The organism is Prevotella sp. Rep29, from assembly GCF_019551475.1.
Lineage (GTDB): Bacteria > Bacteroidota > Bacteroidia > Bacteroidales > Bacteroidaceae > Prevotella.
On sequence record NZ_CP047159.1, the window covers coordinates 30,288 to 50,897 of the forward strand.

General features: G+C 50.1%; 18 protein-coding genes. 14 read left to right on the plus strand and 4 right to left on the minus strand.

Annotated elements, in window-relative coordinates; genetic code table 11:
* Position 1 precedes the first annotated feature (1 nt).
* Positions 2-580 carry a hypothetical protein gene (locus GRF55_RS00150; protein ID WP_220368579.1) on the plus strand — a complete coding sequence of 193 codons (579 nt, stop codon included), beginning with the start codon at positions 2-4 and terminating at the stop codon, positions 578-580.
* Positions 581-593: 13 nt separating this feature from the next.
* Here GRF55_RS00150 and GRF55_RS00155 read toward each other — a convergent pair whose 3' ends face one another.
* A complete protein-coding gene (locus tag GRF55_RS00155; RefSeq protein ID WP_220368580.1) occupies positions 594-1,019 on the minus strand; it encodes a hypothetical protein in 426 nt (141 codons plus the stop codon).
* Between the two features lie 8 nt (positions 1,020-1,027).
* Positions 1,028-1,726, minus strand: coding sequence for a GDSL-type esterase/lipase family protein (locus GRF55_RS00160; RefSeq protein WP_220368581.1), 699 nt, complete (start codon positions 1,724-1,726; stop codon positions 1,028-1,030).
* Between the two features lie 250 nt (positions 1,727-1,976).
* Here GRF55_RS00160 and GRF55_RS00165 point away from each other — a divergent pair, with 250 nt between their 5' ends.
* The 8 genes from GRF55_RS00165 (at position 1,977) to GRF55_RS00200 (ending at position 12,444) form a co-directional block, all read left to right on the plus strand.
* The gene (locus GRF55_RS00165; protein ID WP_220368582.1) at positions 1,977-5,090 is read left to right on the plus strand and encodes a C10 family peptidase; all 3,114 of its coding nucleotides are present in this window, start codon (positions 1,977-1,979) and stop codon (positions 5,088-5,090) included.
* A 1-nt stretch (position 5,091) separates the two neighbouring features.
* Entirely contained in the window at positions 5,092-5,268 is a 177-nt protein-coding gene (locus GRF55_RS00170) for a hypothetical protein (RefSeq protein ID WP_220368583.1), read from the plus strand.
* Positions 5,269-5,828: 560 nt separating this feature from the next.
* Positions 5,829-7,016, plus strand: coding sequence for an FprA family A-type flavoprotein (locus GRF55_RS00175; protein WP_220368584.1), 1,188 nt, complete (start codon positions 5,829-5,831; stop codon positions 7,014-7,016).
* Positions 7,017-7,089: 73 nt separating this feature from the next.
* Positions 7,090-8,271, plus strand: coding sequence for a dicarboxylate/amino acid:cation symporter (locus GRF55_RS00180; RefSeq protein ID WP_220368585.1), 1,182 nt, complete (start codon positions 7,090-7,092; stop codon positions 8,269-8,271).
* A 116-nt stretch (positions 8,272-8,387) separates the two neighbouring features.
* Positions 8,388-8,843, plus strand: a complete 456-nt coding sequence (locus GRF55_RS00185; protein WP_220369563.1) for an Lrp/AsnC family transcriptional regulator — start codon at positions 8,388-8,390, stop codon at positions 8,841-8,843.
* 42 nt (positions 8,844-8,885) lie between these two features.
* Positions 8,886-10,697, plus strand: coding sequence for a membrane dipeptidase (locus GRF55_RS00190; protein ID WP_220369564.1), 1,812 nt, complete (start codon positions 8,886-8,888; stop codon positions 10,695-10,697).
* Entirely contained in the window at positions 10,694-11,710 is a 1,017-nt protein-coding gene (locus GRF55_RS00195) for a M28 family peptidase (RefSeq protein WP_220368586.1), read from the plus strand. The genes GRF55_RS00190 and GRF55_RS00195 overlap by 4 nt, the downstream gene beginning before the upstream one ends.
* A 140-nt stretch (positions 11,711-11,850) precedes the next feature.
* The gene (locus tag GRF55_RS00200; RefSeq protein WP_220368587.1) at positions 11,851-12,444 is read left to right on the plus strand and encodes a hypothetical protein; all 594 of its coding nucleotides are present in this window, start codon (positions 11,851-11,853) and stop codon (positions 12,442-12,444) included.
* Here the strand turns inward: GRF55_RS00200 and GRF55_RS00205 are convergent, their stop codons facing one another.
* Together GRF55_RS00205 and GRF55_RS00210 are read right to left on the minus strand one after the other, a co-directional pair.
* Complete coding sequence (locus tag GRF55_RS00205; RefSeq protein WP_220368588.1) at positions 12,445-13,428, minus strand: GNAT family N-acetyltransferase; 984 nt, start codon at positions 13,426-13,428, stop codon at positions 12,445-12,447.
* A gap of 25 nt (positions 13,429-13,453) precedes the next feature.
* Entirely contained in the window at positions 13,454-14,293 is an 840-nt protein-coding gene (locus GRF55_RS00210; RefSeq protein ID WP_220368589.1) for a 1-acyl-sn-glycerol-3-phosphate acyltransferase, read from the minus strand.
* Positions 14,294-15,001: 708 nt separating this feature from the next.
* Here GRF55_RS00210 and mraZ point away from each other — a divergent pair.
* The 5 genes from mraZ to GRF55_RS00235 are packed head-to-tail and all read left to right on the plus strand — an operon-like array spanning position 15,002 to position 20,607.
* Positions 15,002-15,463 carry a division/cell wall cluster transcriptional repressor MraZ gene (mraZ, locus tag GRF55_RS00215; RefSeq protein WP_220368590.1) on the plus strand — a complete coding sequence of 154 codons (462 nt, stop codon included), beginning with the start codon at positions 15,002-15,004 and terminating at the stop codon, positions 15,461-15,463.
* Between the two features lie 30 nt (positions 15,464-15,493).
* On the plus strand, positions 15,494-16,447 hold the full coding sequence (gene rsmH, locus GRF55_RS00220) for a 16S rRNA (cytosine(1402)-N(4))-methyltransferase RsmH (protein WP_220368591.1): 954 nt from the start codon (positions 15,494-15,496) through the stop codon (positions 16,445-16,447).
* Between the two features lie 9 nt (positions 16,448-16,456).
* Entirely contained in the window at positions 16,457-16,963 is a 507-nt protein-coding gene (locus tag GRF55_RS00225) for an FtsL-like putative cell division protein (RefSeq protein WP_220368592.1), read from the plus strand.
* A gap of 27 nt (positions 16,964-16,990) precedes the next feature.
* Positions 16,991-19,138 carry a penicillin-binding protein gene (locus GRF55_RS00230; protein WP_220368593.1) on the plus strand — a complete coding sequence of 716 codons (2,148 nt, stop codon included), beginning with the start codon at positions 16,991-16,993 and terminating at the stop codon, positions 19,136-19,138.
* Positions 19,139-19,152: 14 nt separating this feature from the next.
* Positions 19,153-20,607 (plus strand): UDP-N-acetylmuramoyl-L-alanyl-D-glutamate--2,6-diaminopimelate ligase, encoded by a 1,455-nt coding sequence (locus tag GRF55_RS00235; RefSeq protein ID WP_220368594.1) that lies wholly within the window; start codon positions 19,153-19,155, stop codon positions 20,605-20,607.
* The last annotated feature ends 3 nt before the right edge of the window (positions 20,608-20,610 follow it).

Consider the following 20,610-nt stretch of genomic DNA (forward strand, 5'->3'; position numbering starts at 1 on the left):
TATGGCACTTGTAGGAATGTCGCAAAATATCGATGAAATGGTGAAAAATCAACTATCCAACTATCCGAAATCGCGCTTGTTGGATATCTACAAATCGTGTTTTCAGGATTTCATGGGGGCAGAGCATCTGGTGGGCGACACCTTGAGTGTGAGGCGCTATTTGGAGTATGAGCTTCAGCAGGTAGAGGGCGATAGCCTCATGTCGTGGTATGCTGAACCGTGTGGGCTTCAAGGGCGGTATGTGCGGGTGAGTCTTCGGGTCGTCCAAGAAGGTTTGGTCAGTCTCGATCAGTTGTTGTCAGCCTTTATCCGTAGTGCCAACGATTCCGTTCGTCCGTCGGTAGAGGTATGGAAAACAGAATGGGAAAAGATTGTCGGACAGATTGATGAGATGCGACTCGGTCTTCCATATTACGATGACGACCGGCACTTCATTGCCGATGTGTTGGCGCAGGGCAAATATGCCATCAGTCATTCGCCCGATTATCGCGCGGCATACCGTCCGCATTATCGCATCGTGCGTCGCGACATCTTCGAGCGAGAGCTGAAGCCGCTGTTGTCGCTTCAGCATGAACCCTGAAGCGAACGCCTTTCTATTTCGGTTCGAGCGGTTGCATCGGGTCGCCGTTCATGGCTATCGGACAATAGACGCAGCGCGCCAATCCCTTTGATTTCCAGATGCCGAAGGGGCGGTCGCTGAACACCTCTTTCAGCTTTTTGATTTCTTCTATCGCCTTTGCCTTGGTTGTGTGACAAGACAGGCAAATGCGGTATTCCGTCTTTCCTTTCACCGTTGTCTCATACACCGGACTGACCAGGAAGTCGGGCAGATACTCCATCGCCTTCTTTGCCTCTTCCAAACTGTCATAGCATCCTACGACCACATAGTACACCTTCTGTGCAGCAGCTGCACATGCGATGGTGCAAAACTGCCGTCCTGCCGTCTCGTTGGCTTTGGCGGGGATGCAGTATGTCGCCAGCAAGGCGATTGCAACGAAAATTTTAATGATGCTTTTCATGGTGATGATTATTTTTTATTTTGTTGAATGACTGGCAGCAAAAGGCGTTCCATGACCGCATAGCCCTCAGCATTGGGGTGCACGCCTGGCGTGTCCTTCGCATAGGCAGCATCCATGCCCGTGGCGTCGGCAGAGAGCATGGCGCTGAAATAGTCCACATAAGGAATCTTGTTGGCTTTCGCATACGCTGCGACACGGGCATTCAGACGGCGGATTTTCTCCATCGCATCGGTCACCGACGGGCGCCATCTGAAACCTGCCGCTGGAAGGCAACTCGTCAGAATCACCCGTATCTTATGATAGCGCGCCAGTTCGACCATCGACAGCACGTTTCCAAAGGTCAAGTCCTCGTCGTACGGACCTGTATTCTCGGCAATATCGTTCGTCCCGTAGTTGATGACCACTACTCGCGGTTTCAGGTTGATGACGTCCTCGCGAAAGCGTAGTAGGAACTGATAGCTCGTCTGCCCACTGATGCCTCGTCCTATCAGTCCGTGTTTCTCGAAAAACTCAGGATGCGTCTTCACCCATCCCTCCGTGATAGAGTTGCCCATCAGCACCACGCGCCGCTCTTTCTTTGCAGGTTCTCCCAGTGCCGCATTTTTCTCAGCATAGCGCTTCCAGTTGGCAAAGTCGTGTTTCTGTGCCCATCCGCCCGTAGCAGCGACACACCACAGCAATAACATCCAAATTGTTCGTTCTCTCATCGGTAGAAGTTTTGTTGCAAAGTCCATGCAAATCGAATGCAATCAAGTCACACTCGAAATTGCTGAGATGCAGTTTATCTTCTGCAAAGATAGGAAAAAACTTCAAATTTCCGGTTTAGAGTGTTTTGTTTTTTCAAAATATTTCATATATTTGCACCGATTACTCTATTGATAATTAGATTATTGTAATAAAAAATAAAAGATGAAGAAGTCAGTTTTATCGTTTTTATGTTTGGTCCTTTGTGTCCTTATGGCACAGGCAGGACCTGTAGATAAGGCGCAAGCACAACAGCAAGCACAGCAGTTCTTTGCCAAGAAAGGCAAGACGCTGAAGAAGGTGAGCAAACCTTACAAGGCTCCACGCAAGGCGGCAGGGGCTGCAGATGAGGCGTACTACTACGTGTTCAATTCCGAAGGAAACAACGGTTTTGTCATTGTTTCGGGTGACGACCGCACGGCACCTGTGTTCGGCTATTCTGACACAGGTAGTTTCGATGAAAACAATATTCCTGAAAACATGCAGGCATGGTTGGCTGGTTATGTCGATGAAATCAAAGCGTTAGACAGTGAAACGCCTGTAGTGAGCAGTGATGCCCCTCTGACGGGAATGCGCAAGGCTGAGAGTGTCAAGCGTCCCATCGCTCCGCTCATCACAACGAAGTGGAATCAAGACTCGCCGTACAATGATAATTGTCCGACCTACAATGGTTCGAAATGCGCAACCGGCTGCGTGGCGACAGCAATGGCGCAGGTGATGTATTACTATCGTGCGCAGAGCGTCAACGCTACAACAGCAGAGATTCCGGCTTATACAATCTCAAAGCGAGGTATTTCTATTCCTGCTACCCCAGCCAACTCACCGATTGACTGGGCAAACATGACAGATACCTATTCGAGCAGTTCGACCGCAGCGCAAAATGCTGCCGTAGCAGCTCTGATGGCATATTGCGGGCGTTCCGTGGAGATGGAATATGGACCAAGTTCCGGAGCTGTTTCCCAATACGTTCCTTCTGCATTGGAGAAATATTTCGGTTATGCGACAGGTGGTTTATGTATATCTCGTGAGGCTTACACCCTTCAAGAATGGGAGGATATGGTTTATGAAGAACTCTTGGCAAAGCGTCCGCTATTCTATGGAGGCAGTTCTGCCGGTGGTGGTCACGCTTTTGTTGTAGATGGCTACGATGGCGAAGGACTGTTCCATTTCAACTGGGGATGGGGTGGAATGAGCAATGGCTATTTCCTCTTGCAAGTGGCTAACCCAAACAATAACAGCGGCATCGGTGCCAGTTCTACCAGCGACGGCTATGCACGCAAGCAAAGCGCTATCTTTGGAGTGAATCCGTCTTCAGCAGCTGATGCCCTACATGCTATACCTTATGGTTCCTTCGGTAGTGTTTCAGCAAACCAAATGGTGATTTATTATTGGAATTTAACCCAAAAGGATTCACCGATAGAGTTCTATCCAGGTTTTGGATATCTTGATGATGGGGGCAACGTGCAGTTTCTTTATGGAAACAATAATTCTATGTCGGCGGAATTAAATCATGCTCCTGGTACACGTTTTACACTTTCCAAATCAACTTTTTCTAATGCAGGTTTGCCTACAGGCACCTATATTTTAAAGCCGATGTGTAAGATGAAGGGTTCTTCTGAATGGATAAAGGTTCCACCAAAATATGCCAATGAATACATCATTGCTGTATATGATGGCACAAATGTAACATTAACACTCCACAAAAACACACAACTCTCGGTAACCTCCTTCTCTTTTCCTAAAGGAACGAAGGTGGGAACAATACCCGTAAAAACGGAGATACAAAATGATGGCGACGAATATTTGGAATATCTCTATTTGTTTGCCAGCACAACAAGTGATAAAGGTTCTTCATTAGCAAAGGCATATGCCACGATAGAAACAGGCAAATCGACAACGGCACAGTTCAATGTCACCTTCTCTGCGGAAGGCACTTACAACATCTGGATTACCACCGATGAGGCTGGCAATAATGTGATTGGACAAGCGCAGGTGGTCGTGGCTGGAACCTTGGTGGCGGATAATTTAACAGGACAAAGTTACACCTTTAAAAATAAAAATGGGAACTATATTTATGGTACACATGTTAGTGGAACGGTTTCATTGAAAAATGAGGGAACGGCTATCTACGATGATGAAATTCTTATTCGTCTCATGAACTACAATCCCAGTGATGGCTATTATTATAGCTATAAGTCGCAGAGTGCACACCTTTCTCTTAATGTCGGAGAAACAGGAAATGTCGCATTTAACTTCAGTGATGTTGATATTGACAGATATCTTGTTGTTGTTTATTATGAAAGTGGAACAAGTATCTGTCAATTACCAAGTTTCTATCTCTCTCCCGGCGTAGAGATTACCACTGCCGACGGTGCGGTGTCAGCGATTGCAGCGACGAGTAGTGTGACGGTGCCGGCAGATGCCGTAGCCGTGAACCTTGTGGGAGTGACAGGCACGGTGACGAGCGTCACGCCCAACAGCAATCCGAACACATTATATTATATAGGAGCAGGGGAAACGGCTCCGTCGGGACTGAGCAACAGCAACCTCGTGCAGGGCTCTGCAGCCACGGAGATTGTGCTGACGGAAGGCTACGACTTCTTTGTGCCGACCGACTTCACTGCCAGCAGCATCCGATACAAGACCACACCGACCACGGGCACCAACGGAACGGGCGGATGGACCACCATCGCACTGCCGTTCGACGTGAGCCATGTGACGGCAGACGGAACAGCTATCGACTGGTTCCACAGCAAAGACGATACGGGCAAGAACTTCTGGGTGAGACAGTTCACGGGCATCGACGATGACAACGCCGTGCTCTTCGGCAACGTGGAGCAGATGGAGGCGAATGTGCCGTATATCGTGGCGTTTCCCACCGACCGCTGGGGTGCGCAGTACAACCTCGTGGGCAAGGAAATCGTGTTCCACGGAACGAACGCACGACTCATTGCCGACGTGCCGATGCGCTTGGTGACGAGCAAAATCACCTTCGAGGGAACGACGGCAGCAAGCAACGTGACCGACAGCTACCGACTGAATGATGCAGGAAATACATTCGAACTGGGCAGCGGTACGGTCTCACCATTCCAAGCATACTTCAAGCCGAAAGACGACGCCCTCTCGTCGAAACTCGCCATCAAGTTCGTGGACGATGAGCCGACGGCTATCACCGACTTGACACTCGACGAGGCGGACGGAACGGTAGCAGTCTATACACTCAGCGGTATGCGCGTCGGCACTGTGCGCATCGTCAACGGCAAACCGCAGACCGACGCACTGCCGAAGGGAGTTTACATTATCAACGGGAAAAAAGTAATACGCTAAAATGATGGAAAGACGAAAGAGATATATGCGTCCGCGAATCAAGACGCTGGACATGGAAGAGCTGATGGACCTGCCCGCCTCCATTCCCGATCCGGGCTTCGGGAGCAAGGGAACGGAATTTGAGGAAGAACCGCAAACAGACATCATCTTCAAGAGGACAAACGTGTGGGACGAATGACGCCCTGTTCATTCTTCCCATCTGCTGACTGTTGTTTTCCGTTGGGGTCGATACGCCAATCGACCCCAACGGTGTTTCTTGTATAGACGATAACGGATTTAACCCAAATCCCGGTAAAAAAAACATACAAACGCGCCCCGTATAAATATACAGGAACGGGCGTATAAATATGCAGTTGGACTTTCGCTTTCCAAAAGTGCCACTTTTGGCTTGCAAAAGTTCCCCTTTCAGCTCCTAAAAGTTCCCCTTTTGGAGTGCAAAAGTGGCACTTTTGGAAAGCATTTTCTAATGTATTGAAATTCAAGAGTTTACAAAGCACACAATAATCGTACTGACTTTGCATAAATATACAAAAGCGGCAAGTGGTTAAACGAGTGAAATGATGAAAATGAAGTGAGAGATGTTGGCGAGTTCACCACAACGTTTCATGACCGATTTGGGTTAAATGCAAGAAAAGATTTTCTCCGGGCGCCAATAAAAATGACAGGACAGCCTCATAATGTCAGAGATTTTATTTAACTTTGCAGGCGGAAAAATGAAATCATATATTGAATATAACCATGACTGAAATTACAAACAAAATCTACTACGTCGGTGTGAACGACCGCAACAAAAACCTGTTCGAGGGACTGTGGCCGCTGCCTAACGGCGTGAGCTACAACGCGTATCTGATCGACGACGAAAAGGTGTGCCTGATTGATACGGTGGAAGTGGACTTTTTCACCCAATTCATCGAGAATATCCGCGAAGTGATAGGCGACCGGAAAATCGACTATCTCGTCGTCAACCACATGGAGCCCGACCACAGCGGTTCGTTGGCACTGCTGAAGAAATATTATCCGGAAATACAGATTGTCGGCAACAAGAAAACCTTTGGCATGATACAAGGGTTTTATGGCATTGAAGAGGATGGGATAGAGGTGAAAAACGGCGATTCCATCGAGCTTGGGGCGCACACGTTGAACTTTGTTCTCACACCGATGGTGCACTGGCCGGAGACGATGGTGACGCTCGAAACGACGTCGCACGTGCTCTTCTCCGGCGACGCATTCGGCTGTTTCGGTGCGCTCAACGGAGGAGTCATCGACTCGCAAATCAACTGCGACGGCTTCTGGCTCGAGATGGTGCGCTACTATTCGAATATCGTCGGCAAGTATGGCACGCCCGTGCAGAATGCGCTGAAGAAGTTGGAAGGTGTGCAGCTCGACTATATCTGCGCCACCCACGGACCCGTATGGCACGACTATATAAATAAGGTGGTGGACATTTACGACCGTCTGAGCCGCTATGAGGCGGAAGAGGGACTGGTCATCTGCTACGGCACGATGTATGGCAACACCGAGCGGATGGCAGAGGTAATAGCGCGCGCAGCGAGCCAGGCAGGAGTGAAGAATGTGGTGCTCTACAATGTGTCGAAGACCCATCACAGCTATATCCTGCGCGATGTGTTCCGTTACCGCGGACTGATAGTTGGTGCACCGACCTACAACACAGGACTCTACCATGAGATGGACGTACTCCTGTCGGAGATTGCCAACCGCGATATGAAGGGACGTCTCTTCGGATGGTTCGGCAGTTACGGCTGGGCTGGCAAGGCGGTGGAGAAAATCGGCGAATGGAACGAGCAGCGCCTGCACTTCGAACCCGTCGGCACGCCTGTGGAAATGAAGCAGTCGCTCACGCCTGAAGTGAAAGCACAGTGCGAAGAACTGGGCAGGGCGATGGCGGAGAAACTCTGCGGAAAATAAAGCTTTTAGGGCGCTTTTAAGGTCTTTAGGGTCCTTAAAGTCCTTAACGTCAAAAAATTGAAAGAAAAGAAACATGCGTTTACCCCTTTTGCTCCGAGTGATAATCGCGATAATACTGGGTATTGTCGCGGGGCAGTTTCTGCCGATGGGCGGCGTGCGGCTGTTTGCCACGTTCAACAGCGTGTTCGGGCAGTTCCTTTCGTTCATCGTCCCGCTGATTATCGTCGGACTGGTGACACCAGCCATCTCCGATATCGGTAAGGGAGCAGGCAAACTGCTGGTGATAGCCGTTATTATCGCCTATATTGATACGGTTATTGCAGGACTGCTGGCTTTCGGCGTGGGAGAGGCAGTGTTCCCGGGCATCGTGGAGTCGGTGGGCAGCGTGCAGGTGGACAGCGAGGTGGCGATAGAACCATTCTTTAAGATTTCCATCCCGCCCATCCTTGAAGTGATGAGCGCACTGGTCTTTTCGTTCACCATAGGAATATGTGTGGCATACGGTGGGCATAAAACGATGAAGTCGTTTTTCGATGAACTGCGCGAGATTATCGTGACAACCATCAAGAACGCCATCGTTCCCCTGCTGCCGCTCTACATTTTCGGCATCTTTCTCACGATGACGCATAGCGGTCAGGTGTATCACATCCTGCAAGTATTTGCACTGATTATCCTCGTCATCTTCGGCCTGCACATCCTTATTTTGATTTATGAGTTCGTGATAGCCGGCATCGTGGTGAAGAAAAATCCTTTCCGTCTGCTCTATAACATGTTGCCCGCCTACTTTATGGCACTGGGCACGTCGTCGTCGGCAGCCACTATTCCCGTCACCCTGCGACAGGCGAAGAAAAACGGAGTGCCCGACAGCATTGCCGACTTCACCATTCCCCTGTGTGCTACCATCCACATGTCGGGCTCGGCAATGAAGATTACGGCGTGTGCGCTGACCATCTGTCTGCTGGAAGGCATTCCCTATGACTTCGGAACTTTCCTGCATTTCGTGATGATGCTGGGCATTGTGATGGTTGCTGCTCCGGGCGTTCCTGGCGGAGCCATCATGGCAGCCTTGGCACCCCTCGCCTCGATACTCGGGTTCGACGCAGAATCGCAGGCACTGATGATAGCCCTCTACATTGCGATGGACTCGTTCGGTACGGCCTGCAATGTGACGGGCGACGGCGCGATTGCGGCAGTGGTGGGCAAACTGTTCGGAAAACAGGCGACAGAAAAGACGGCTCTCACGGATAGCGAATAAACCATTTTGTAAGGAAATTACAAACGGCGTGTGCATTTTTTAAGGAAATCTGTTGCATATGTCGTTTTGTTTTTATATTTTTGCGACAGAATGTCAAAAACAGTAAGATTATGGCAATAGAGAAAATAGACGAACTGGATAAGAAAATACTCGGTATCTTGTCGAACAACGCCCGTACGCCCTTTAAGGAAGTAGCGTTGGAATGCGGTGTGTCGCGTGCGGCGATTCATCAGCGCGTGCAACATCTTGTGGAAGCAGGAGTGATTACAGGAAGCGGTTTCCATGTCAATCCCAAAAGTCTGGGTTACAACACCTGCACTTACGTAGGACTGACGCTGGAGCGCGGCAGCATGTACCGTGATGTGGTGGAGTGCCTGGAGCAGATAGATGAGGTGGTTGAATGCCATTTCACGACCGGTCCCTACACCATGATGGTGAAGCTCTATGCCCGCGACAACGAGCAGTTGATGGAACTTATCAACGGCAAACTGCAGCATATTCCGAGCGTGGTGGCTACGGAAACGCTCATCTCGCTCGAACAAAGCATCAAACGCAATATACCGATTAAATAGGAGCAAAGGGCAGTCATGAGCATACAGAAGAATAACAGGGACATGGAGTCGTTTGATCTCCAGGCGCATCTTGATGAAATCTACTCAAACTTCCCGCCGGAATACTGGAAGCCCGTCATCGGAATCACAGCCAACTATGCCGAAGGCGAGGCACGACTGATGGACCGCTACTACAAGCAAGTGGTCAGTGCAGGCGGTGTGCCGGTGCTGATTCCTCCCGTTGCCGATAAGGACGTTATCATCAATACCCTGAAAAGTATTGACGGACTATTGCTCACAGGTGGTGGCGACATCAATCCGCTGTGGAGCGGTGAACAGCCTTCGCCGCAGTTGCATGGAGTGAACAACGTGCGCGACCTGCCCGAACTGCTCATAACGAAATTGGCATACAACCGTCAGATTCCCATGTTGGGCATCTGTCGAGGCATGCAGACACTGGCAACGGCATTAGGCGGGAAGGTGATGCAGGACATAGAAGAAGATTTCAAGAAACAACAAAAGGCGGGTCTGTCCGCAGACACCGAGCCCCTCAAACATTCACAGGACGGCGACCGCGACATGCTGAGCCATGTGGTGAATATCTCAGAAGGTTCGGAACTGCAAGAAATCTACGAAGGAGCATCTTCCATTTATGTCAACTCCTTCCACCACCAAGCAGTCAAGGAGACCGGTCCTCGCTTCCACGTGACAGCAACAGCACCGGATGGTATCATCGAAGCGATGGAGAGCACGGAATACAAGTCGGTGCTCGGTGTGCAGTGGCATCCCGAATGGCTCATGAGTGACGGAAGGCGTCTCTTCCGATGGCTCGTGATTCAGGCGCGGGAGTTCAAACGCGCCAAGGCTGTGCACCAACGAGTGCTCACGCTGGACACCCATTGCGACACACCGATGTTCTTCTCGAAGGACATCCATTTCGAACGGCGCGACCCGCGAATACTCGTCGATCTGCAAAAAATGACAGAAGGTGGTCAGGACGCAACGACGATGGTGGCTTATCTGCCACAGCCGGCTGCGGGCGCGACCTTCGCCGAGAAAGTTCCGTTCCAGGTGCAGGGACCGTTCGAATATGCCAACCTTATCTTCGACAAGGTGAAGGCGATGATTAACGGCTATGGTCGTTATGTGTCAATCGTGCGCACGCCGTCGGAACTTTACGACAACAAGAAGCAGGGGCGAAAGTCAATTATGCTTGGCATTGAGAACGGACTGGCATTGGAACACCATATTGAAAATGTGGAGCACTTCGCCCGAAGAGGAATCGTTTATATCACCCTCTGTCACAATGGCGACAACGACTTGTGCGACTCGGCACGCGGCATGCAGACGCACGGCGGCATGAGCCAGTTCGGCGCGGAGGTCATTCGCGAGATGAACCGCTTAGGCATCATGGTCGATTTGAGTCATGCCCACGAGAAATCGTTCTACGATGCACTCGAAATCAGTGCCACGCCAATCGTCTGTTCGCACAGCAGTTGCAGGGCACTCTGTGACCATCCCCGCAATCTGACCGACGACCAGATGCGGCTTTTGGCTTCGAAAGGTGGAGTGATGCAGGTGACGCTCTATCCAGGTTTCCTCCGCAGCGAGGGGACGGCAACCATCGTCGATGCGATGAAACATCTTGAGCATGCCATTGAGGTGATGGGCATCGATTGCGTAGGATTGGGTACCGATTTCGATGGCGATGGCGGCGTGTGCGGACTGGCAGACAGTTCGGAAATGATCAATTTCACCCGTCAGCTCCTGCGCAGGAAATTCAATGAACGAGATATTCAAAAGATATGGGGCGGCAACTGGCTGCGTGTGATGGCACGTGTGCAGTCGCTCAGACAAAACACCAATCAACAATGAGAAGAAAATCTGTGACAGCCTTCGGGCTGATAATAATGGTAGCGGCGGTTTGTTCGTGTGCTGCCTGTAAGAATACCAAGAACGTCAAAACAGGTTCAGCGGTCGAGGTGACGGACCCCGTAGGGCCTGCTTTTGATGCCGATTCTGCCTATGCTTTCTGTCAGCAGCAATGCGATTTCGGTGCTCGGGCGATGAATACACCGGCGCATGAGCAGTGCAAGGAATGGATTGCCGAGGAGTTTCGCGCTTACGGCTGTCTCGTCGAGGAGCAGCAGGCAGACCTGAAAGGCTATGACGGAACGATGCTGAAAGCCACGAATATTATTGCACGTACTTCAGCGGACAACAGCAAACCACATATCCTGCTTTGTGCACATTACGACACCCGTCCATGGGCGGACAACGACCCGGACGAGAGTAACCGCCGGAAACCCGTAGCAGGAGCTAATGACGGGGCATCGGGCGTGGCGGTGATGCTCGAGATTGCCCGCCTCATCCAGCAAAACCCGCTGCCTGGCGTAGCGGTGGATTTCGTGTGTTTCGACGCTGAAGACTGGGGCACGCCGCAATGGGCAGAGCAGCAGAGCGACGAGTCGTGGGCTTTGGGTGCACGCTATTGGGCTGCCAATCGTCCATATAAAAATGACTATGCCATCGTCTTCGGCATCTTGCTCGACATGGTCGGTGGCGTAGGTGCGCAGTTCTATCAGGAAGGTTTCTCGTTGGAATACGCTCAGTCGATTGTCAATCAGGTGTGGAGTGCGGCTGCATCAGCAGGTTATAGTGGCTATTTCCCTGCCACGCCCGGCGGTTATGTGACCGACGACCATGTGCCTGTGAACGAGGTGGCTGGCATACCGACCGTAGATATCGTTCCCTATTACCCGAACTGCAAGGAAAGTTCGTTCGGACCGGCATGGCATACACTTGCCGACAATATGGAGAATATTGACAGAAATACGCTCAAAGCAGTAGGACAGACAGTCATACAGGTGTTGTATTCGAATCATTAAGCACTTGTCCCTTCCCGGGGAAGTGCGTAGTTTAGTTGGGTGGATATTGTGAGTTAAAATATTAATACTCAAGCCGTTTTTTGTTATAAAGTCGGTGATTTTTACGAAATAAGTAAGTGTGACATTAAAAAGATGAAATCATGGTGATACAAAAACACAAATGTTTGTTTTTTGCTTTGTTATTGCTTTTCACAATATCATGTGAAAAAGACTATGACGAAGATTTTAACACCATAGAAGTGCGGCTTACAACTGAAAATAATGTTGCTCCTGAAGGAAATGCGTATGTCTTTTATTTAGGAAAAAACAAGAATTTGCCCGAAGTGTTAGATGTGATGTTTGATTTTGAATCAGACGATAGGTATCTTCCGTTTTTTGTTTTTAAAGAGTGGCAAGGTGAGTATTATAAAAAGTTCTATCCTGTTTCAGAATATGGGGATGAGAATGCTGGTACATTGCATCGAAACAACAAATATTCGTATGCTATGTTTTATGTAGAAAAGCTTTCTCGAAAATACGGAACACCTCAGCCTGGTGATGTTTTTCTGATTCTTGTTGTACCGTATAAGAAATGGAATGCGTCGGCTTTTGTTATTGCCACCCTTAACAAGAATAGTGTCGTCAAAGCGATATATACAAATACGACGACCGCTAATGAGATGCTTGTTGAATGGGATATTAAAGGTGGAAAAGATCTTTATCCTGGATCAGAAATCATAAAGGTTACTCACTGATTACTGCTTCGAAATAATCTTATTTGCTCCCGATGTGATTTTCAGTGCTTCGGGGTGTTCAGCAATGAAGGTGTCGATGTGTCGGATGCGTTTCTGTTCGAGAATTTCGTTGACGGCAATGAGGATGCCCGTCTCTTCCACGTCGCCGAATCCGTCGTTGATGGCGGTTCCGAACATTCTCATTGTCGGGCTGAGTCCCATGTAGGCGTTGACCAATGGTGGTATGTTGAATCCCAATTTGCGGATTTCGGCATTGAGCGTGACGTAGTCGTCTTTGAACGAAGATTTGTTGAAAAGTTGCTCCAATTCCTCCGGATTTGTTTCAATTTTCAGCGGTTTCATCGGGATAATGAGGTTTTCTGGGTCGCTGAAATGCTTGTTGAGGAAGTAGAGAATCATGTCGCGTCCTTTTCTTACGTAAGAGGGATACATGGTTACCTTTCCGAAGAAATATTTCACGTTGGGCATGATGACTGTCAGTGCGCCCAGTCCGTCCCATAGGTTGTCGAGTGCGAAAAGGCTTTTTGAGCCCATGCGCGTGCTTTGATAGGGGAGTGTCACGTATGAGCGTGCCAGCTCGATGGTGTAGGGCAGGTATTCGCGGATAAACTTTTCGGAGAAATGGAACATGTGGCTGGTGGCGAGGATGGGTTGTCCCTGTTCGTCGAAATCCACATCCGTTCCGAGTTTGTAGCGATAGCCGCCGATAATCTCCTCTGCCTCTGGGTTCCAGACGATGAGTTGTTTGTAGCAGTTTTCCATCGTGTCGAACTTGTCGAGGTCGAGTTCCTTGCCCGTTCCTCCTCCGGCAGCCCTGAAAGCCTCTTCGCGCTGGCGTCCTATCTCGCGCACCACGTTCGGTGCGTTGTGATAATCGACGATATAGATTTCGTTTGCGCTCTTGTTGGTGATGCGGAGTTGGCGTTCTGCTGTGAGTTCACGCTTGAGGATTTGCTTGTCGACGGGAGGAATAATCGGTTGCATCTTCTTATTTTTTTATTCGTTCTTACTATTTTTCTTTACCAAGTTGATAGACGATATCTTCGACGTGGAGAGCCCACTGTGTGGCACTTTTCGACTTGTCGAATGTCTGCCATGGGATAGGCTTGCCGATGGTGACACGGAAAGTCTTGTGCACGTTCTTGTACATTTCGTCAACAAGGAAGAGCATGGCGATGTTGAATTTGATGCCCAGTCGCTTGCAGATGTTGGCGATGCGGTAGAATCGGTCTGAGTTCTCTCCGCTGAAGTGGATGGGCACCACGTCGCGCTGTGTCTCAACGCTCTTCGTGATGAAAGTTTTTTTCCAGTCGAGGTCGTGGATTTCGCCGTTAATCTTGCGTGAGCAGAGCCCCGCCGGGAACATGAGCATGTGATGATCGCTCTTGAAGCCCGCCTCGACCATCGCCGGGAAATTGCGGCTCTGGTGTCCCGTCTTGTTGATGGGGATGCAGAGGGGAGCCAGTCCCGGCAAGTTCATGAGTAGGTCGTTGACCAGATAGCGGAAGCGTCCGTCGTATTGTTTGCCGATGATGGCACCGAGCGCCACTCCGTCGGCTCCGCCCAGCGGATGGTTCGACACGAACGTGTAAAGGCGTCCGTCATCTTTGGCAGGCAGATTTTCCTTGCCTTCAATCTCCAACGTCACGTCCAGATAGCGCAGTGTTGCCTCGAGCCATTCCACTCCTGTCTTGTCGCGGCTGTCCCAGAGGAACGCATTCACCTCGTCCTGGTGGATGATGCGCTTGAGCCAGTTGCGCGCGAACTTCGGCACAAACTTGGCTTTTGAACCCATTTTCCCTTTGAGAATATGGTCGATATCAATCGTTTTTTCTGTAATTTCTGTCATGTTGGATTCGCTAATATCATGCAAAAGTAACTTTATTTTTCCAATTTCTACGTCTTTTTGTCAAAAAAATATGTTTTTTTTGTGTTGTGTCCCTGAAATAATGTGAAGCATCAGGTAAAATGACGTTGCAGTTTGCTCATTGCATCCGGACTGTGGCGCGCCGCAATTTTTCCCGGGAAGAACAGTCTGTAGTGAGAAAAATCTTGTCAGTTTGACGGCTTTTCGGAAGCAAATGTTTTCGCGAAAAACAGCCTGCATAAACATACAGAAACACTGTATAAATATAACGGTTGAACTTTCGTTTTCCAAAAGTTCAACTTTTAGCTTCCAAAAGTTGAACTTTTAGGGCGTGAAAGTTGAACTTTCAGCGTGCAAAAGTTGAACTTTTGCAAGGTGATATATAATGCATTGTTTATCAATAAGTTACGAATGGATACGAAAAGGCTTGACCTTGCGTATAAATATGCAAAACCGCGAGGGCTTAAACTTGCGGAATGAATGAAAAAATCAACAATTATCTTCTGGCTACACCTCATCGGATTCTGGAAAGTCATGAGGCGTTGAACGCAGAAAAAAGCGCTCGGGGTGTTAAAAAAATAAAAAAATGAGGTTTTTTTTGAAAAACATGGAGAAAAGTGGGGCGAAGTGGGGGATTTTTTATACCTTTGCAGGGAATAATCCGAATACCTCTTATAGTCAGATACGAAGATGCGTTTTTTAGGAAACATAGAAGCGAAGACAGATGCGAAGGGCAGGGTGTTTCTCCCGGCAGCCTTCCGCAAGATTCTCCAGCGTGCCGGTGAGGGCAATCTGGTGATGCGCAGGGATGTGTTTCAGGCGTGTCTGACGCTCTACCCCGAGTCGGTTTGGAACGAGCAGATGGACCTGATGCGCTCGCGTCTGAACCGTTGGGATGCGCGCCAGCAGCAGATTTTCCGTCAGTTTGTATCGGATGTGGAGTTGATAACCCTTGATGCGAGCGGCAGGCTGCTGATTCCCAAACGTTATCTGAAGATGGCTAACATCGAGCAGGAAATCCGTTTCATCGGTCTGGGCGACACGATTGAAATCTGGAGTGCTGCGAGCGTGGAGAGGCCTTTCGTGGAACCGGCAGAGTTTAGCGATGCTTTGCAGGAACTGATGAGGGCTGCAGGAAAAGAGGAGCAGTAGGGACGATTACAGATAAATGAATATAAAACATTGACGGTTGCGGAAGAATACCATGTACCGGTGCTCTTGAAAGAGAGTGTGGACGGTCTGAATATCCATTCAGGCGGTGTGTATGTCGATGTGACCTTCGGAGGCGGCGGGCATTCGCGTGAGATTTACTCGCGCTTGGATGCCACGTCGAGTTTGTTCGCCTTCGACCAAGATGCAGATGCAGAACGGCAGTGGCAGCAAGCCATGGAGGATGGGAAGGTGTCGCCAGAGGGCGAAGCGCATCCGCGTTTTGTGTTTGTGCGTTCCAATTTCCGTTATCTGAAAAACTGGATGCGCTATTATGGCGTGTCGCAGATTGACGGATTGTTGGCGGACTTAGGCGTCTCGAGCCATCACTTCGATGAGCAGGAGCGCGGATTCTCCTTCCGTTTCGATGCCCCGTTGGATATGCGGATGAATCAGCGGGCAACGCTGACGGCGCAGGATGTGGTGAACGACTATCCTGAAGAGCGCTTGGCTGACGTGCTCCACTTCTACGGCGAACTGAAAAATGCCCGTCGGATAGCTGCCGTCATCGCAAGGAAGCGCGAAACGCAGGTGCTGACCACCACACAGCAGTTGGCTGATGCCGTGCAAGAACTCTTCCCCAAAGAGCGCGGGAAGAAAGAACTCACGAAACTGTTCCAGGCACTCCGCATCGAAGTGAACCATGAAATGGAGGCGTTGAAAGAACTCCTGACGGCAGCCACCGAACTGCTCCGACCGGGCGGCAGGCTTTCGGTCATCACCTATCACTCGTTGGAAGACCGACTGGTGAAAAACTTAATCAAGAGCGGCAATGTGGAAGGACGCGTTGAGCAGGACTTTTTCGGGAGGGTTACGGCACCCCTCGAGGCTGTGAACAATAAGGTGATCATCCCCGACGAAGACGAACAGACGCGTAACCCGCGCAGCAGGAGCGCAAAACTGAGGATTGCAGAAAAGAAACGATAATACTGACGTATGAAAGAACAAGACGAAAAAGAGCAAAAACTGTCAGAGCAAGAGCCCCTCAAGGAGCTCCTTGAAGCGGCAGAGAACGGCAAGGAGCCGCTCTCGGCAGAGGCAGAGCAGGCGCCTGAAGAGGAAGGACCTACGCTGAAAGAAGTGATAGAGGAGACCGCTCGCGAAGATGAGCAGCCGCTCTCTTCGCAATTCACGCTGCGTAAGATTCTCGGTGGCGACATCCTGAACAACCGCTCCATCCGCCGACAGATATGGCTTATCCTGCTGATTGTCCTGTTCACCATCATCTATGTGGCGAATCGCTACAGTTGTCAAAAAGATCTTATTGAGATAGACCGCCTGAATAATGTTTTTCAAAAGGCAAAATACAAAGCGTTATCAAAATCGAGCGAACTGACGGAAATGAGTCGGGAGAGCAACGTGCTCGAGGCTTTGAAAGCCAATAACGACAGTAGCTTGAAGCAAGCCAGTCAGCCACCGTATTTCATAGAGATACCTCAATAGAACTTAGAAAAGAGAAACGTTGAAGCCATGAGCAAGTTTGATTATAAGAAAATAATGCCCCGCTATACAGTCATCGCCGTGCTGATGGCCATAGCCGCCGTAGCCGTAGTAGCCAAGTCGTTCTATATCATGACCGTCAAGCGCGACTACTGGGAGAAAGTTGCTTCCCGTCAGAAGGCAGACAGCGTGACGGTGAAACCGATGCGTGGCAATATTCTCAGTAGCGACGGACAGTTGATGGCGTCGTCACTGCCTGAATACAAGCTGTTCATGGATTTCAAGACCCTTCACGAAGCAGGGAATGACTCGCTTTGGGAAGCCAGTGTGGATACCATCTGCAAGCAGTTGAACCGGATTTTCCCCGAAAAGAGTGCAGCCCAGTTCCGTTCTGACTTAGAGGCGGGCAGGCAGAAGCAGCATCGTCACTGGGCGGTGTGGAGCAAGCGTGTGGACTATAACACGAAAGAAGCAGTCATGAAATTGCCCGTTTTCAATCTGAAATCCATTCGAGGCGGCTTCCATGTAGAAGAGTTCAATGCCCGTCGGCGCCCCTTCGGTTCGCTGGCAGGGCGTACGGTCGGCGACCTCTATGGTGCAAAAGACACGGCGCGTTTCGGCTTGGAACTCTCATACGACTCCGTGCTGCGCGGAACAGAAGGCATCACCCACCGGCGGAAAGTGATGAATCACTATCTGAGCATTGTCGATACTCCCCCCGTGGATGGTGCAGACATCGTGACGACACTCGACGTCAACATACAAGACTTGGCGGAACGCTGCATACTTGACGAGCTAAAAGCCATCAACGGCAACGTAGGAGTTGTCATCGTGATGGAAGTAGCGACAGGCGATATCAAGGCTATCGTGAACATGGAGAAATGTCCGGACGGAGTCTATCGGGAGCGAAAGAACCATGCCGTGAGCGACCTGCTCGAGCCTGGCTCGGTGTTCAAGACCGCCTCCATCCTCGTGGCGCTGGACGACGGTGTGGTAGATACCACTTATATGGTCGCGACGGGCGGCGGCGTGTGGAACATGCACGGTCGTAACATGAAAGACCACAACTGGACGCGCGGCGGATATGGAACCATCTCCCTCCCCCGCTCGTTGGAGGTGAGCTCGAATATCGGTGTGAGCAGAATCATCGACGACCATTATGGAAAGAATCCCGAGAAGTTTGTGGAAGGCATCTATCGCACAGGACTCGCCGACGATTTGCAGATACCGCTTTTCGGTTCGACACCTGCCCGCATCCGTATGCCGCGAAAGGCTGCAAACGGACAATATGAGAACTGGAGCAAGACCGCATTGCCATGGATGAGTATCGGTTACGAGACACAGGTTCCCCCCATCTCCACGCTGACCTTCTATAATGCGATAGCCAACAATGGAAAGATGATGCGCCCGCGTTTCGTCAAGGAAGTGCAGAAAGACGGCGTGACGATTGCCGAATATCCGCCTTTCGTGATGCGCAACAGAATAGCGAAAGAGTCAACCATCAAGACGATGCAGACCATCCTGACCCATGTGGTGAGTCAAGGCTTGGGAAAGAAAGCCGGTTCGAAGTCGTTCGCCGTGGCAGGTAAGACGGGTACGGCGCAGATTTCGCAGGGAGCCGGCGGCTATAAGAGCGGTGTGACCAACTATCTTCTGAGTTTCTGCGGGTTCTTCCCGGCAGACAATCCTCGATATAGTTGTATCGTATGTATTCAGAAGGCAGGACTTCCGGCTTCAGGCGGCGGTATGTGCGGTCCGGTGTTCCGCAATGTTGCAGAAGGGATTATGGCACAAAACCTGAAACTGTTGGTGTCTGATGCCAGAGATTCCTCGTCAATACTCCTTCCTGATGTGAAATATGGTAACCTGACGGCAGCCAATATCGTTCTTTCCCGCCTTGGTTTCAAAACACAGGGCAACAGCGGCAGCCATCAGGAAACTCCCGTATGGGGATATGTGTCTCGTGAAAAGACGGGAATGAACATGAAGCAAGATAAGATATACGGAAAACAATATGTTCCCACCGTTCTTGGCATGGGCGCCCGTGATGCTGTTTATATGCTGGAGGGGCGTGGCGTGAAAGTGAAGTTGAGCGGACGTGGAAAAGTCGTGGAGCAAAGTCTTCCTGCCGGACATAAGATAGCAAAAGGAGACGTATGTATCTTACGACTGAACTAAAAAAGAAAACAGGCATGAAATTAAAGGATTTACTCATCAACTGTAAGCCTATTCAGATCCAAGGTAACGAGGATGTGGAAATCACGGCTGTGGATATCGACTCCAGAAAAGTGGGGAAGGGAGGTCTCTTTGTGGCAATGAAAGGGACACAGACCGACGGTCACCAGTTTATCGAAAAAGCGATAGGACTGGGTGCTGTCGCCGTTCTTTGCGAGGACATGCCCGAGCATCAGTTGCCGACAGTCACTTATGTGCAGCTGCCATCCACGGAAGAAGCCGTAGGCGAGGTGGCTACACGCTTCTATGGCGACCCCTCACACCGTCTCAAACTGGTCGGAGTGACAGGGACCAACGGAAAGACAACCATCGCCACATTATTATATAATATGTTCAGGAAGTTCGGACATCGGGTGGGACTTCTCTCCACTGTCTGTAACTATATCGAAGACGAGGCAATTCCTGCCAGTCATACCACCCCCGATGCCATAGAACTGAACAAGTTGCTGGCGCGCATGGTAGAGGCAGGATGCGAATATGTCTTTATGGAATGTTCTTCACATGCCATAGCCCAGCATCGCATCGGTGGACTGCATTTCACGGGTGGACTCTTTACTAATCTGACGCGTGACCATCTCGACTATCATAAGACGTTCGAAGCCTATCGGGATGCGAAGAAGAAGTTCTTCGACATGTTGCCGAAGACAGCCTTTGCCATCATCAATAGCGACGATAAAAATGGCAGCTTTATGGTTCAGAACACCAAGGCAATGGTAAAAACCTATTCCGTTCGGACGATGGCAGACTATCGTGCACGGCTGTTGGAATGTCACTTCGAGGGCATGTACCTGGAAGTGGACGGCAGGGAAGTCGGTGTGCAGTTTATAGGTAAGTTCAATGTCAGCAACCTGTTGGCAGTGTATGGTTGCGCTGTCATGTTGGGAAAACGTCCCGAAGATGTGCTGGTCGTGATGAGCACGTTGAAAAGTGTGAGTGGCAGATTGCAACCATTGCGTTCACCGGAAGGTTTTACGGCAATCGTCGATTATGCCCATACACCCGATGCACTGGCTAATGTGTTGAATGCCATACATGAAGTGCTCAACGGAAAAGGAAAGGTGATAACTGTCTGTGGTGCCGGCGGTAACCGTGATAAGGGAAAGCGTCCGCTCATGGCACAAGAAGCAGTCAGACAGAGCGACCAGGTGATTGTGACGAGCGACAATCCGCGTTTCGAAGAGCCGCAAGCCATCATCGACGATATGTTGGAAGGGCTCAATAAAGAGCAAAAGAAAAAGACCCTGAGCATTGTCGATCGGCGCGAAGCCATTCGTACAGCATGTATGCTGGCAAAGAAAGGCGATGTGGTGCTCGTGGCAGGAAAAGGACATGAGGACTATCAGGAAATCAAGGGAGTGAAACATCATTTCGATGATTGTGAGGTGCTCAGGGAAATATTCAATAATCAATAAGAA

Excerpts from the sequence above, each read along its gene's own strand:
- GRF55_RS00150 (WP_220368579.1), top strand. The coding sequence starts at position 2 with ATGGCACTTGTAGGAATGTCGCAAAATATCGATGAAATGGTGAAAAAT.
- GRF55_RS00155 (WP_220368580.1), bottom strand. The coding sequence starts at position 1,019 with ATGAAAAGCATCATTAAAATTTTCGTTGCAATCGCCTTGCTGGCGACA.
- GRF55_RS00160 (WP_220368581.1), bottom strand. The coding sequence starts at position 1,726 with ATGAGAGAACGAACAATTTGGATGTTATTGCTGTGGTGTGTCGCTGCT.
- GRF55_RS00165 (WP_220368582.1), top strand. The coding sequence starts at position 1,977 with ATGGCACAGGCAGGACCTGTAGATAAGGCGCAAGCACAACAGCAAGCA.
- GRF55_RS00170 (WP_220368583.1), top strand. The coding sequence starts at position 5,092 with ATGATGGAAAGACGAAAGAGATATATGCGTCCGCGAATCAAGACGCTG.
- GRF55_RS00175 (WP_220368584.1), top strand. The coding sequence starts at position 5,829 with ATGACTGAAATTACAAACAAAATCTACTACGTCGGTGTGAACGACCGC.
- GRF55_RS00180 (WP_220368585.1), top strand. The coding sequence starts at position 7,090 with ATGCGTTTACCCCTTTTGCTCCGAGTGATAATCGCGATAATACTGGGT.
- GRF55_RS00190 (WP_220369564.1), top strand. The coding sequence starts at position 8,886 with ATGGAGTCGTTTGATCTCCAGGCGCATCTTGATGAAATCTACTCAAAC.
- GRF55_RS00195 (WP_220368586.1), top strand. The coding sequence starts at position 10,694 with ATGAGAAGAAAATCTGTGACAGCCTTCGGGCTGATAATAATGGTAGCG.
- GRF55_RS00200 (WP_220368587.1), top strand. The coding sequence starts at position 11,851 with ATGGTGATACAAAAACACAAATGTTTGTTTTTTGCTTTGTTATTGCTT.
- GRF55_RS00205 (WP_220368588.1), bottom strand. The coding sequence starts at position 13,428 with ATGCAACCGATTATTCCTCCCGTCGACAAGCAAATCCTCAAGCGTGAA.
- GRF55_RS00210 (WP_220368589.1), bottom strand. The coding sequence starts at position 14,293 with ATGACAGAAATTACAGAAAAAACGATTGATATCGACCATATTCTCAAA.
- mraZ (WP_220368590.1), top strand. The coding sequence starts at position 15,002 with ATGCGTTTTTTAGGAAACATAGAAGCGAAGACAGATGCGAAGGGCAGG.
- GRF55_RS00225 (WP_220368592.1), top strand. The coding sequence starts at position 16,457 with ATGAAAGAACAAGACGAAAAAGAGCAAAAACTGTCAGAGCAAGAGCCC.
- GRF55_RS00230 (WP_220368593.1), top strand. The coding sequence starts at position 16,991 with ATGAGCAAGTTTGATTATAAGAAAATAATGCCCCGCTATACAGTCATC.
- GRF55_RS00235 (WP_220368594.1), top strand. The coding sequence starts at position 19,153 with ATGAAATTAAAGGATTTACTCATCAACTGTAAGCCTATTCAGATCCAA.